This is a genomic window from Thalassotalea marina (assembly GCF_014656435.1).
GTDB classification, from domain to species: domain Bacteria; phylum Pseudomonadota; class Gammaproteobacteria; order Enterobacterales; family Alteromonadaceae; genus Thalassotalea_C; species Thalassotalea_C marina.
The window spans coordinates 449760-463565 of the sequence record NZ_BNCK01000003.1; the positions used below are offsets into that span (position 1 = coordinate 449760).

General features: G+C 41.3%; 12 protein-coding genes and 1 riboswitch. Of the genes, 7 read left to right on the plus strand and 5 right to left on the minus strand.

All coding sequences use genetic code 11. The annotated features are described in order from the left end of the window. The first annotated feature begins 101 nt into the window (after positions 1-101). Positions 102-200: riboswitch (TPP riboswitch) on the plus strand. Between the two features lie 112 nt (positions 201-312). The 5 genes from thiC to thiE are packed head-to-tail and all read left to right on the plus strand — an operon-like array spanning position 313 to position 5907. After that, positions 313-2262, plus strand: a complete 1950-nt coding sequence (gene thiC, locus IE199_RS08435) for a phosphomethylpyrimidine synthase ThiC (RefSeq protein WP_189769150.1) — start codon at positions 313-315, stop codon at positions 2260-2262. A gap of 20 nt (positions 2263-2282) precedes the next feature. After that, positions 2283-3404 carry a glycine oxidase ThiO gene (gene thiO / locus IE199_RS08440; protein WP_189769152.1) on the plus strand — a complete coding sequence of 374 codons (1122 nt, stop codon included), beginning with the start codon at positions 2283-2285 and terminating at the stop codon, positions 3402-3404. Between the two features lie 7 nt (positions 3405-3411). Next, the gene (gene thiS / locus IE199_RS08445) at positions 3412-3621 is read left to right on the plus strand and encodes a sulfur carrier protein ThiS (protein WP_189769154.1); all 210 of its coding nucleotides are present in this window, start codon (positions 3412-3414) and stop codon (positions 3619-3621) included. 2 nt (positions 3622-3623) lie between these two features. Then, a complete protein-coding gene (locus tag IE199_RS08450) occupies positions 3624-4424 on the plus strand; it encodes a thiazole synthase (RefSeq protein ID WP_189769156.1) in 801 nt (266 codons plus the stop codon). Position 4425: 1 nt separating this feature from the next. After that, complete coding sequence (thiE, locus tag IE199_RS08455; protein ID WP_189769157.1) at positions 4426-5907, plus strand: thiamine phosphate synthase; 1482 nt, start codon at positions 4426-4428, stop codon at positions 5905-5907. Here thiE and IE199_RS08460 read toward each other — a convergent pair. The 4 genes from IE199_RS08460 to IE199_RS21925 all read right to left on the minus strand — a co-directional run bounded on the left by IE199_RS08460 (position 5896) and on the right by IE199_RS21925 (position 11497). Next, positions 5896-8892 (minus strand): PqiB family protein, encoded by a 2997-nt coding sequence (locus IE199_RS08460; RefSeq protein ID WP_189769165.1) that lies wholly within the window; start codon positions 8890-8892, stop codon positions 5896-5898. The two genes, thiE and IE199_RS08460, sit on opposite strands and share 12 nt — an antisense overlap. Before the next feature lie 7 nt (positions 8893-8899). Then, entirely contained in the window at positions 8900-9517 is a 618-nt protein-coding gene (locus tag IE199_RS08465) for a paraquat-inducible protein A (protein ID WP_189769167.1), read from the minus strand. After that, positions 9507-10133 carry a paraquat-inducible protein A gene (locus IE199_RS08470; protein ID WP_189769169.1) on the minus strand — a complete coding sequence of 209 codons (627 nt, stop codon included), beginning with the start codon at positions 10131-10133 and terminating at the stop codon, positions 9507-9509. The genes IE199_RS08465 and IE199_RS08470 overlap by 11 nt, the downstream gene beginning before the upstream one ends. 128 nt (positions 10134-10261) lie before the next feature. Then, entirely contained in the window at positions 10262-11497 is a 1236-nt protein-coding gene (locus tag IE199_RS21925) for a c-type cytochrome (protein WP_229854607.1), read from the minus strand. A 193-nt stretch (positions 11498-11690) separates the two neighbouring features. Here IE199_RS21925 and yihA point away from each other — a divergent pair, with 193 nt between their 5' ends. Further along, positions 11691-12353 (plus strand): ribosome biogenesis GTP-binding protein YihA/YsxC, encoded by a 663-nt coding sequence (gene yihA / locus IE199_RS08480; RefSeq protein ID WP_373304780.1) that lies wholly within the window; start codon positions 11691-11693, stop codon positions 12351-12353. A 31-nt stretch (positions 12354-12384) separates the two neighbouring features. Then, positions 12385-12855: a BamJ family beta-barrel-assembly machinery protein gene (bamJ, locus tag IE199_RS08485; RefSeq protein ID WP_189769171.1), complete on the plus strand. Its 471-nt coding sequence runs from the start codon at positions 12385-12387 to the stop codon at positions 12853-12855. Positions 12856-12884: 29 nt separating this feature from the next. On the opposite strand, the gene IE199_RS08490 is transcribed toward bamJ, so the two are convergent. Continuing rightward, the gene (locus IE199_RS08490) at positions 12885-13628 is read right to left on the minus strand and encodes a substrate-binding periplasmic protein (RefSeq protein WP_189769173.1); all 744 of its coding nucleotides are present in this window, start codon (positions 13626-13628) and stop codon (positions 12885-12887) included. Positions 13629-13806: the final 178 nt, after the last annotated feature.

Sequence of the window (13806 nt, forward strand, 5' to 3'; positions counted from 1 at the left end):
AAAGATGATAGTTCAATGCAAACATTATTTTAGCTTGCAGGCTATTATGACATTATCTAGAATAATCGCACTATCACCAAGGTTGTTAATCGCAGTTTTGGTGTGACTTGTCGGAGTGCCATAGGGCTGAGATCGCGCAAGCGGGATCCGTAGAACCTGATCTGAGTAATATCAGCGAAGGGAACAAGCAAAAAGATACCATCTCTTTCTGTTGATCTACCCCAAACTCCGCCTTATTAACACAAAAATAATGGCGACAGCAGGTATTAAGGGCAATTTACCACGCTGGCGCTACAAATAAGGTGAATATTTATGAGTTCTTTATCTAGACGTGAACGCCGCCAACAAGCGGAAGAGTTTCTTAAAAATGTATCAGGGCAAAGCTACCCTAATTCAGAAAAAATTTATGTCCAAGGACAAATTCATGACATCAAAGTCGGCATGCGTGAAATTACCGTTGGCGACACTTTTGTTGGTGGCACTGAAGAAAATCCGGTCTTTGAGCCTAACGAACCGGTACGTGTATACGATACCTCTGGTGTTTATACCGACCCTTCAATCACCGTTGATGTGCATAAAGGCTTACCTAAACTAAGAGCCGATTGGATTGAAGCTCGCGGTGATGTTGAAGAACTACAAGGCGCGTCTTCAGGTTACAGTCAACAACGTTTAGCTGACGAAGGTTTAGATCACATTCGTTTTGAAAATTTGCCAAAAGTACTACGTGCAAAACCAGGGAAAAATGTTACCCAAATGCACTACGCTCGCAAAGGTATTATCACGCCAGAAATGGAATATATTGCGATTCGTGAAAATACTAAGCGTGCTGAAATGAAAGATGAAATTCTTAAACAACAGCACAAAGGCCAAAGCTTCGGCGCCAATATTCCTGAGCAAATTACGCCAGAGTTTGTCCGTAAAGAAGTCGCTGAAGGTCGCGCGATCATTCCGTCCAACATTAACCACCCTGAATCAGAGCCAATGATCATCGGTCGTAACTTTTTAATTAAAGTTAATTCAAATATTGGTAATTCAGCGGTGACTTCATCTATCGAAGAAGAAGTAGAAAAGTTGGTATGGTCTACCAAATGGGGCGCTGATACTGTGATGGATTTATCAACTGGCCGCTATATTCACGAAACCCGCGAATGGATCATTCGTAACTCACCGGTACCAATTGGCACAGTACCTATTTATCAAGCGCTTGAAAAAGTAAACGGCGTTGCTGAAGACTTAACATGGGAAGTTTTCCGTGACACATTAATTGAACAAGCTGAGCAAGGTGTTGATTATTTCACTATTCATGCAGGTGTATTGTTACGTTATGTGCCAATGACAGCCAAACGTTTGACAGGTATTGTCTCACGCGGCGGCTCTATCATGGCCAAATGGTGTTTATCACATCACAAAGAAAATTTCTTATACACGCACTTTGAAGACATTTGTCAAATTTGTAAGCAATACGACGTTGCCTTTTCATTAGGTGATGGCTTACGCCCTGGTTCAATCGCTGATGCCAACGACGAAGCTCAGTTTAGCGAGTTACATACCTTAGGTGAGTTAACTAAAATTGCTTGGCAACACGATGTGCAAGTAATGATCGAAGGCCCAGGTCACGTACCGCTTCATATGGTGAAAGAAAACATGGAAGAGCAGTTAAAGCACTGCCACGAAGCACCGTTTTATACTTTGGGCCCATTAACAACGGATATTGCACCAGGTTATGACCATATTACTTCAGGTATTGGTGCGGCAAATATCGGTTGGTACGGCTGTGCGATGTTATGTTACGTAACACCAAAAGAGCACTTAGGTTTACCAAATAAAGAAGATGTAAAAGAAGGTTTAATTACCTACAAAATTGCCGCACATGCAGGTGATTTGGCAAAAGGTCATCCAGGCGCTCAAATTCGGGACAATGCATTGTCAAAAGCACGTTTTGAATTTAGGTGGCACGACCAATTTAACTTAGGTTTAGACCCAGAAAGAGCACGTGAATATCACGACGAAACCTTACCACAAGAGTCAGGCAAAATTGCTCACTTCTGTTCGATGTGTGGTCCTAAATTCTGCTCGATGAAAATTACTCAAGACGTGCGTGATTACGCGGCAAAACTGGAAGCAGAAGGTATCGACCAAATCAATATTAAACTGCTAGATGAAACCGTAACTGTTGACCAAGTTGCTCTAGAAAAAGGCATGGCGGAAAAGTCAGCCGAATTCAAAGAGTCGGGTAGCGAAATTTATCACGTGGCTAAATAAGCGCTAACAAGGTTGCATAAATGAAGTCACAACCACCCAGCATCGCTATTGTCGGTGCTGGTCTTATCGGGCGTTTAGCTGCCGTTTATCTAGCTCGAAAAGGGTATAACATTACCCTGCTTGATAAAGACGATCAACTCGCGCACCACAGTGCGGCATATGCTGCTGCAGGTTTGTTAACGCCTTTAGGTGAAGCCATGCACAGCGAGCCAAACATCGTTGAAATGGGGTTTGAATCACTTAAACTTTGGCCAGAAATATTAGCCAGTTTAAATGGTTATACCTACTTTCAACAACAAGGTGCGTTAATGGTCTGCCATGATCAAGATCAAAGTGAATTTGTTCGTTTTACTCGCTACATTCAAAACTATTATCCGCAGCATCAAGTTGAGCACCTCAACCGCCAGCAAATGCTGACATTAGAGCCTGAGCTTGGTCGTAGCTTTCATCAAGGAATTTATTTACCAGCAGAAGGGCAAATAGGTAACCGAAAGTTACTCGTGGCATTAACCGAAGAGTTAAACAGCCTAAAGGTAAATTGGCTAACAAACACTAACGTAACGGCTATTTATCAAAGTGAGTCTAGCGCAACTGTCACTTATAACTCGGTTAAATTAGACGCTGATTTGGTTATAGACTGTCGTGGTGCTGGCGCAAGAAGAGCAGAAGCGCCGTTAGACGCCAAACCACTAAATGATTTACGTGGCGTGCGTGGTGAAGTGTTTCAGTTGTTTGCACCTGATGTGCATTTAAATAGGCCAGTACGTTTGATGCACCCTCGTTATCAATTATACATAGCACCAAAAACCAAAGGATTTTATGTGGTTGGTGCTACAGAAATTGAAAGTGATGATGACTCCCCCATGACAGTGCGTTCGGCCATGGAGTTACTCAGCGCGGCTTACAGCGTGCACCCTGGTTTTGCTGAAGCCAATATCAGGCAACACTTAAGTCATCTTCGCCCAGCATTTAGCGATAATCAACCTAAGATAATTAAAGACACTAACCTAATTCAGGTTAATGGGCTTTATCGTCATGGCTTTTTAATTGCCCCAGTGGTGTTACAACAACTGTTGAGTACGGTTGAACAACAACTGGGCAATCATGCTTTAGCCCCATATCAACACTTATTACCGGTCTAGCTTTAACATGAATATATTCATTAACGGTCATCAATTTGATCTTAATAATCAAGCCACTGTCGCCGACGCGCTAAGCGCTTTTTTGTCAAAAGAACAACAAAAACTGAGCTTTGCCGTGGCATTAAACAGTGACTTTATTGGCAAGGATAACTACAGCGACACAGCGTTGTCTGCTGGTGACTCACTCGACGTTTTGTTCCCAATTCAAGGAGGATAACAATGTCATTGACTATTTACGGACAACAGCTCAATAACCGCATGTTGATCGGTTCGGCGTTATATCCGTCTCCTGAAATTATGAAAAACGCCATTTTAGCCAGCGGCTCACAAGTGGTGACATTATCGCTAAAAAGACAAAATCCTCAGTCACAAGGCGGTCAACAAATTTGGCAATATATACAAGATATTGTTCAGCAGCACCAAGGTTATTTGTTGCCGAATACCGCGGGCTGCAAAACCGCCAAAGAAGCTGTCACTCTGGCTAAAATGAGTCGTGAAATATTTAACACCGATTGGATAAAACTAGAAGTGATTGGTGACGATTATAACCTTCAACCCGATCCGATTGAGCTACTAGTTGCAACAGAACAGTTGATCGCTGATGGCTTTAAAGTATTGCCTTATTGTACAGATGACTTGGTATTGTGTCAGCGCCTGTACGATTTAGGCTGCCAAGTGATCATGCCTTGGGCGTCGCCCATTGGCACAGGTAAAGGTTTAATGAATCCATATAACCTTGAAACAATCCGACTTAGATTACCTAATGCAACGTTAATTTTAGACGCTGGCATCGGTAAACCTTCAGACGCTTGTTTAGCAATGGAAATGGGTTACGACGGTATTTTATTAAATTCTGCGATTGCCTTAGCTGACAATCCAGTCAATATGGCAAAAGCCTTTGCGCTGGCACTCGAAGCAGGTGAACAGGGATACGTTTCCGGGGTTATGCAGGAAAGGCAAACCGCACACCCAAGCACGCCCACTTTAGACACTCCATTTTGGCATCACCCTGGAGCTTAATGTGAAAACAAAACCTATTGTGTGGAGTATCGCCGGAGCTGATTGCTCTGGTGGTGCAGGTATTGCAGCCGATATTAAAACCGCTCAAAGCTTAAAAGTAGAGCTGTGCCACTTAATCACGGCGAATACGGTACAAAACAGTAAATCCTTGGTTTCAGTAAATCCAACAGACGTTGAAATACTGAAGCAACAAGTCGCCACACTAATCACAGATAAACAACCGGACATCATAAAAATAGGTTTGATCGCTTCTAGTGAGCAATTAACTTGGTTATGTACTCTTTTGCCGGACATCAAAAATCAATACACCAAGGTTAACGTGGTATTTGATCCTGTTGGCAGCGCCAGCGTTGGAGGCAAATTTTCCAATATCACCGCAAATGACTTAATAAAAATACTTCCGCTTGTTGACGTAATAACGCCAAATATCATTGAGGCGCAACAACTAACCGGTATCAACACAAGTGATACCGATCAGCTTGCCCAAGCAATCTGTGCATTAGGCGTGAAGTACGCCATCGTTAAAGGCGGTCATCAAATTGGCAAAAGCGCTCAAGACGTCGCTTTCGATAGCACACTAAATTTATTCTATCGTGTAACAAGCGCTCGTATCGATAGCTCATTTAGCCATGGTGGCGGCTGTAGTTTTTCCTCAGCTATCAGCGCCTTTTTAGCGCACGGTTACTTACTGCGAGACGCATTAGCTCAAGCGAAAGCTTTTATGCAACAGGGCTTCGCTAAAAACGGTGATTTCAATGAATATTACGGGGCTTTTGAGCAAACACACTGGCCGCAAGATAAACAGTTCTTCCCAGCAATCGATGCTGATATTCACCGTAAATACCCAACTCTTAGCGCATTTGCTGATATTGGTACAACACGCGGTGAACAAAAGTTAGGTTTGTACCCTGTTGTTGACTCAATTGAATGGCTTGAAACCCTAATGCCTTTGGGCATTGAGATCATCCAGCTAAGAGTCAAAAACAAATCTCAAGCTGAATTAGATAACCTAATCGAAAAAGCCGTCGCCTTAGCTAAAAACTATCATACACGTCTTTTTATTAATGATTATTGGCAGCTAGCCATTAAACACGGTGCATACGGTGTACATATTGGCCAAGAAGATTTACTTGATGCTGATTTACATGCCATTCAACAAGCAGGTTTACGTTTAGGTATCAGTACACATGGCTGTTATGAATTTTTATTAGCGCAACAGCTAAAACCATCTTACTTGGCCATGGGGGCGATTTTCCCAACCAAAACTAAAGACATGACGGGGCAAATTCAAGGTATTGATAACCTAAAACAGGTTTTAAACCTCAGTGAAGATATCCCAGTTGTCGCCATTGGCGGAATCAATGAAGAGCGTGCACCCGATGTTTGGGCAACAGGCACAGACTCAATTGCCGTTGTTACTGCGATTACCGAGGCCAGTAATCCAAGTGAGGCGGTAAAGCGCTTTCAACGTTTATTGTTTTAAAGAAATAACGGGCGACCAGTTATGCCAAGCCTCTTGTGGCTTGGCGTTTAAATTAAATCGCTGACCTTGCACAACGGTTTGTGTTTCTGTTGTTTCTGGTGTCGCAAATGCTATACCGCCAGATAATAAACTTTCCATTGATTCAGACTCGATATTGATGCCAGAAAACAAACCTGCTTCTAACTGAAAACCACTGGTATTCCAAAACTGACTTTGAGCAGTCACTAATGGCGCAAACTTATCGGCAATATTGACATAAATCACGACTTGGTCAGCACTGTTGGTTAAGCCAACACCAATAACCTCACCCACTGGCACTTGTTTATATAACACTGGGTTACCAACGCGAACAGAACCCAAGCTGCTTGCCGTTAATTCTATATTCAAACCATAAGGTAAGGTTTTAATCGCGGGAGCAACGGTTTGGGCAACAAAGCGACTACTCGGTTGACCATTTCCAGGTTGAACAGCGATATAACCACCTTCAACTATGGCGTCTAGATCTTTATTACCAACCAAGCCTAAAACTGGTTTTGCTAGCCAAAAGTCACTGTTTTGTCTTGCAAACTTTTGTGCTGTATCCGATAAATAACCAAACGCTGTAGCACCAAACCCTTGTTGGTCATAAACAATATGCGAAATCAAACCAACCACTTGGTCTTGATATTTGATTTTTAAATTATCATGTAAGCCTTTAGTATTTTTGAAATAAATTTCAATACTCATGCCTGCTAACTGGGCATGATCACCATTGCTAAATAAAGTGAAACTGGCACCTTCATCAATAGGCTTGGTTACCTCAATATCATCAGGGTTGTAAAAACTAATCCCGCCTTGCAACAAGGCATCGGCAGATGCAGTATTAATTCTCAGATTACCAAGACTGCCAGAAATAGATAATCCACTGGCGTTGTAAAAACGACTATGTGGGGTAACAAAGTGTCGATATTGCTCATCAATAGTCATATTAATATCAACTTGTTGTTTTTGTTGATCGAAGGCGACACTATCAACTTGCCCGACTAATATCCCCTTGTATAACACCGGACTGCCGGCATCTACAATATTGCCTTTTTCAGCGGTCACTTTAAGTTGTAAGCCTTCGTGGCTTATATGTTTAGCTGGCGCGTTTAATAGCAGTGGAAATTGATTTTTATATTCTCCAGAACCGGCGCTAATCGCAATATAACTGCCACCAAATAAAGCGTCAGTATCTTTAAGTCCTGCAAATGATACTTGAGGCTCTGCCAACCAAAACAGTGAATTTTCTTTTAGTAAATATTCAAATTCAGGCAACAATCCCACTTGAATAAAGTGGTTATCATTGCGATGTGTAATATTGTGTACCGACCCAACATGTTCTCCGCGATAAATTAAACGCGATGCTGCCTTGATGCCACTGACTTTCTTGGCAATGAGTGTCGCAGCTACCTTTTGTGAAGCTTCGTCATGAGTGTTAAACAGACTATATACATCACCATTATTGGCTTTAGCTTCACTAGAGTTGTTATCAACGTCAAATTCTATACCGCCAGCTAAGATTGACTGAATAGAGTTAGCGTCAAATTTAAAACCTTGCAGGTTGCCAGAAAACTTGATGCCACTGTTGTTCCAAAAGCGTGTGCCTTGGTCAATATAATCTTGATATTTTGACTCAATGTGAATGTGAACCAATACTTCATTTGAGGCTTTGTCTTCAATTGCTTGTACCGAACCCACTCTTTGTTTTTTATAAAATATCCCTGTCCCCACTTTGATTGATTCAATGTTAGAAGCCTTAAGGATCAAATGCAGGCCAGGTTCGCTGTAGTCATATGCAGGTTTTTGGCTGAATACATTAAAAACAGAGCGAGGTTCCCCCGTTAGTGAAGGACGTAAGCTGATGTGTGGCCCTTTTAATAAGGTATTTAAGTTCGTCACGCCGCCTAAATCCAATTGAGCCGCCACGACAAAAAATTGAGAGTCGGAGGTCAAATAAGGGATAACTCTAGGGTTCACCATTGCCACGGCAGTAACTTTGCGTTTTTGTGGATCAATTTTATCTATAGCGTCGATCACACCCAATGTAAGACCTTGATATTCAATCAAGGAACCTTTATCAATACCAGCATCCCAATCCAAGTTTAGTGTAATTTCATGACCCATTTCAGCGGTTTGAAAGTCGGGGTGCAAGTTGTAAGTCGCGCCACTTTCAGCCGCTGGCAACGCTGATTCAAATTTAGGATCATCAAATGCAATACCACCTGACATAATGGCGCCCAAAGAATCCGTTTTAACTTTTAGCCCTGTCGCCAATGAGCCGGTCATTTCAAAGCCACTTGAATTCCAAAATATCGAGTTTTGTTTTACTAGGTGTGCAAATTCAGGTTTGATAAACACCATGACGTTCACTTTGCCAGTATTTTCGTCAAATCGATATCCTGATACATGGCCAACATTTATTTGTTTAAAGTTAACGGGCGAATTTTTATCTAGCGATCCTAAAGTGTCTGTTTGCAGTGAAATATGTAAGCCTGGTGTTGTTTTGTCTATAATAGGCGCATCGCTAAGAGCAACAAACTGACGTGTTGATTCACCCTGATTTTTCAGATCAGGCTGCACACTAATATAACCACCTGAAAATAGTGTATCTAGGCCTGAAATCCCTTGAAAAGATACATCGGCCGTGACAAACCAAAACTTGGTTTTATCAGTAAGTAAAGGCTTGGTTGCCGCAACCATTTCAATTTCAACATCAACGTGTTTTAAATCATCAGAAACGTCTATACCAACCACTTTGCCAACAGGTAAGCCTTTGTAACGCACTTCTGTTTTACCTTCGACCATACCCGTCGCATTTTCAAACTGCACTGTGATATAAAAACCCTGTTCAACAATGGTTTTTACCATTAACCAGATACCAAAAATCAAGGCAATTGCCGGAATTAACCAAACAGCTGATATTCCTTCTTTTTCTTTTACTAAAGCATCAGGATGATCTTGCAAAATTTACTCACTCAAAATTATTGTCTGTTTTGTCCCATAACAAGCGAACATCAAAACTTGCCGAAGCAAACATAGTAAATATAACGGTTAAGCCAAAAAATGTTATACCTCCTGCCGCTTCAACTGAACTAATAAAGCCTAAATTAACTACCGCAGCCATAATGGCAACGACAAAAACATCTAACATGGACCAAGGCCCTAGCACTTCAACAATGGAATACAGCTTAGTCATCAGCTTTAAGTTTTTAGGCTTGGCACTTCTCGCCTGGGTAACCAGTATCAGCAAACACAAAATTTTGCCAACAGGAATAACGAAGCTGGCTATAAAGATAACAAAAGCAACAGGATACATGCCAGACTGCATAAAAATGGTCACCCCTTCCATAATGGTAGAACGGGTGTCATTGCCCATAGTGTATACCACCATCATAGGTAACATATTGGCAGGTATAAACATGATTAGCGCAGCCAAAGTCCACGCCAAGGTGTATTGTAAGGTATAAGGTTTTCTAATCGAGAAAGTTGCGCCACAACGTTCACATTGCTCTTTGTCACTCCACATGTTGTTTATTTTTTTACAACATGGACAAATGCCTAACCCGATAGATTTTGCGCTAACGTACAAGTTTGTCCTCCATGGTTTGCCAAATAAAATGTTCATCCATGGTGACTGAAATTAGCGTAGTACAGAGCAACAACAAGGCAAAACTCACCAAGCCAATACCAATGGAAACCTGCGCTAACGAAAGCAATTTGTATAGGCTAACCACAACGCCTAAAAAGAACACATGCAGCATTGCCCAGTTGTCTAGCACTTTGTAAGATCTGAAAAACATTAATAAATTGGGTGTTACTTTGTTGTACTTAAGGCTGATACTCAGATACCCCGCAGCCGACAACTTAATAAAAGGCACGATCAAGGTAAACATAAACAACAGAGTGGCGCTAACGGGAAAACCATCGTCGATTAAAATGCTGATACAGGCGAGAAGTGAGGCATCACTATATTGACCAGCAACGCTAATACCAACCAACGGCATAGTGATAGCAGGAATAAAAAACAATAATCCCGCTAAAGCAATCGCTAAAGTACGTTCAATAGAATTTACTTTTCGATACAAGAGCACACTGCCGCAATTAGGGCAAATCGCTTTTTGTCCGGGAGATAAATGTTGATACTTACACAAGTTGTCGCAATGTAAACAGGCGATCAAATCTTGGTAAGGTGATACAGAACTCATTTACTAAACAACCGCTTAGGCCACATAACAATCAGTGTATGTGAATACGGGGCGAACGCAAAGGAATTTTGCTGATAAAAAAAGCAGCTATCAAGCTGCTTTTTAAGATTTAAATACTTGCTTTTACGTTACTTAAGCGTCGACATATAGTTAGCAAGCGCTTCAATATCAGCATCACTTAATTTAGCGGCGATATTTTGCATCATGGCATTTTTGTCATTGGCACGAACGCCAGAGCGGAACTGTTCAAGTTGTGCTTTTAGATAAGTTGGATGTTGACCACCTATTGCAGGGAAACCAGCGTTATCCATACCTTTACCACTTACACCATGACAAGCAATACATGCCGTAATACCACGCTCTGCATCACCACCGATGTATAATTTATGACCAGCTGCATTTTCTTCACCAACAACTGGTTTCAGTGTTTGTGAGGCAAAGTAAGCTGCAAGGTTTTGCATATCGTCTTCACTTAAACCTGCTACCATACCCGCCATGATCGCGTTATCACGGGCACCTGATTTAAACTCTTTTAATTGCTTCAATAGGTAAGCTTCACCTTGACCGGCAATTGAAGGATACATCGCAACCGTTGAGTTACCATCTGCGTTATGACACGCCACACATGTTGCAGACTTAGCTTTACCTAATTCAACATCACCAGCCAAAGTTTTAACTGCTACTTTACCTGTTGAAGCTTTTACTTCACCTACAGCAGAAGTATCTTTGAAGTAAGCGCCTATGTTTGCGATATCTTCAGTTGTTAAGTTTGCAGCAACAGCATTCATCGACGCGTTATGACGTGTATTCGCTTTAAATGCCGCTAATTGTTTTTCAAGGTACTCTGGATGTTGATCAGCTAGGTTAGGGTTGATCAGTACATCACTGTTACCGTCTTGACCATGACAACCTACACAAGACGCAATACCACGATCGGCATCACCATGTTCATATAGCGCTTTACCAGCTTCTGCACTCGGAATAAATTTAGGTGCAGGGGCAGCTGTTGCAGCCGTTTGACCACCTTCTGATGCGGAACCACCGGCCGTAGAACCATCACGATTAAAAGATGAGAAATAAGCCGCTAAATCAGCCATATCTTGGTCAGACAAATTGGCAGCCATAGGCGACATCAATGGGTCTTTACGATCACCGGCTTTAAAAGCTTTCAATTGCTTAGCAATATAGTCAGCATGTTGACCAGCTAAGTTTGGGTAAGTGTCTGTAGTGCCGATACCATTACTACCATGACAAGCAGCACAAACAGCCGCTTTAGATTTACCCGCTTGGGCGTCACCCGCGAAGGCATTGGCTTGAGAAACCATACCCAATCCGATGACCATTGAAAATAACACTTTTTTCATGGATTGCTCTCTGTTTAATTGCACTTGATTCATAGCCAATCAAGCATCGTAACTTAAATTATATAATTAACGCGGCATTTTACACGAAAGCTAACACTTTTTAAGTAGACGAAACAAAAAAACAGCAAAAAAAGTAAGGTTTTCGTTAAATTTAATTAAAAAGCTATATAATAGGGCATCAACCAAGATTCAAGTGAGAAATCAATTGTCTACTTTTGCCGTAAATTTGAACAAAGCAAAATTTGTTATTAGTGCACCAGACATTCGTCAACTACCTGAAGATGCAGGAATAGAAGTTGCCTTTGCTGGCCGCTCAAATGCTGGAAAGTCGAGTGCTTTAAATACCTTAACACTCCAAAAAAGCTTAGCTCGCACCAGTAAAACTCCAGGCCGAACACAATTAATCAACGTGTTTGAAGTGGAAGAAGGTATGAGACTTGTAGATCTACCCGGTTATGGCTTTGCTAAAGTACCACTTGAGATGAAGAAAAAGTGGCAAAAAGCACTTGGAGAATACCTAGAGAAGCGAGAGTCGCTAAAAGGTTTAGTTGTGTTAATGGATATTCGCCACCCGTTAAAAGACCTAGACCACAACCTTATTGAGTGGGCTGTAGATAGCAACCTACCTGTATTAGCCTTGTTAACTAAATCCGACAAATTATCGCAAGGTAAAGCCAGTGCCGAAGTACTGAAAGTTAAAAAAGCACTTCAAGTGCTTGGTGGTGATATTAAAGTCGTCGCATTTTCTTCATTGAAGAAAACCGGTGCAAATCAAGCGACCCAAATCATTTGTGATTGGCTAACGGCAGAAACCGATCAAGCTGACTCAATTGCATTGGATGAAGAAGACGCATAAGTAGCCAATATCGAGCTGAACAGGAATTAAAATGAAGTATATTTTACTCGCTATTATTATTGCCTTTGCGATCTTTTGGTTTAAACGACTAGCTGATAACAAGGCAATTGCCGAAGAAAACAATAAAATCGCTCAGCAATTTTTAGCAGAAAACAAGTTAAAAGATGGTGTTGTTGAAACAGAATCTGGATTGCAATATCAAGTACTTCGTCGTGGTGAAGGCACAGAGCATCCAAGTGCAACCTCTAAGGTTACTGTGCATTATCACGGCACACTCATCGATGGTACCGTATTTGATAGTTCACTAGTACGCAAACAGTCGATTAGTTTTGGTTTGAATCAAGTAATAAAAGGGTGGACTGAAGGTGTCCAGCTGATGCGCGTAGGCGATAAGTTTAAATTCTTCATTCCTTCCAATCTCGCTTATGGTAACAATTCGACTGGCAAGATTACTGCTGGGTCTTTGTTAATTTTCGAAGTAGAACTACTAGCGATCAACTGATCTTCGTGAATTTGTTTTCAGCGTACGGTTTAATGAGTAACAACAGTGCGCTGAGACAACACTTTTTGTAACGCCTTTTTTACCCGCTCTACCATAGTTTTAGGTGTGTCATTGCTAAACGCCATGCAACCAACTTGACCACCTTCCGGCACGATTGAAAAAACTTTTTTAACTGCCGATTCAGCAAAACCAAGCTCTTTCAAACGTAACTTTAACGGTTCAACTTCCTGTAGTATTAAGTCAACACGTTGTTTAAACAGCTTACGAATATTGGCATATTCGTCTGTCGCGATATCTAAGTTTTCACCCACAATAAAGCCTGCATGTTTCAACACATCGTACCCTCCACCAGATCGTAAAGTACCTATACGATACTTTTTAGCTTCTCCAAGGTTAGAAAATGCTACATCATTTCGGTTTGATAACGCATATACGGCAAAACCTTCATTTTTAATCAGTGGGCAAATCCATTGAAATTTATCTAGTCTGTCACCCACACGATAAACCGTATACAACAGAGTATTTTTATTGTCGCGGGCCATGCTAAATGCGCGGCTCCAAGGATACACTTCAATATGATAATTGAGCTTAGCTTCCGCTAATACTGCTTTAACAATTTCTGTAGATATACCGGTGAATTCACCTTGTTCATTAGTGTAATTATATGGAGGCCACTCTTCTGAAACGACGGTAATTGAGTCTTGTTGCGCGTGGAGTTGATTAGAAATTGCAACTAACAATAATAAAAAACTCAATACAAATTTATTCGGCATTCTTCTCTAGGCTTACATCAACACAGAAACATCATAATCTTATTTAATACTAGTAATCGAAAAATTACCAATAGGATTTTTAATGATCTCGACAAGAAAGCAGCTAAATTGAGAAATTTAAGCGAAAAAAAACCGAAGATGAAAGCATCTTCGGTTCGATAGCTTTGGGGAAAGCTAG

What these genes read in the sequence shown, in the direction of transcription:
- IE199_RS21925 (WP_229854607.1), bottom strand. Translation starts at nt 11,497, where the DNA reads ATGAAAAAAGTGTTATTTTCAATGGTCATCGGATTGGGTATGGTTTCT.
- bamJ (WP_189769171.1), top strand. Translation starts at nt 12,385, where the DNA reads ATGAAGTATATTTTACTCGCTATTATTATTGCCTTTGCGATCTTTTGG.
- thiC (WP_189769150.1), top strand. Translation starts at nt 313, where the DNA reads ATGAGTTCTTTATCTAGACGTGAACGCCGCCAACAAGCGGAAGAGTTT.
- thiO (WP_189769152.1), top strand. Translation starts at nt 2,283, where the DNA reads ATGAAGTCACAACCACCCAGCATCGCTATTGTCGGTGCTGGTCTTATC.
- IE199_RS08470 (WP_189769169.1), bottom strand. Translation starts at nt 10,133, where the DNA reads ATGAGTTCTGTATCACCTTACCAAGATTTGATCGCCTGTTTACATTGC.
- IE199_RS08450 (WP_189769156.1), top strand. Translation starts at nt 3,624, where the DNA reads ATGTCATTGACTATTTACGGACAACAGCTCAATAACCGCATGTTGATC.
- IE199_RS08490 (WP_189769173.1), bottom strand. Translation starts at nt 13,628, where the DNA reads ATGCCGAATAAATTTGTATTGAGTTTTTTATTATTGTTAGTTGCAATT.
- thiS (WP_189769154.1), top strand. Translation starts at nt 3,412, where the DNA reads ATGAATATATTCATTAACGGTCATCAATTTGATCTTAATAATCAAGCC.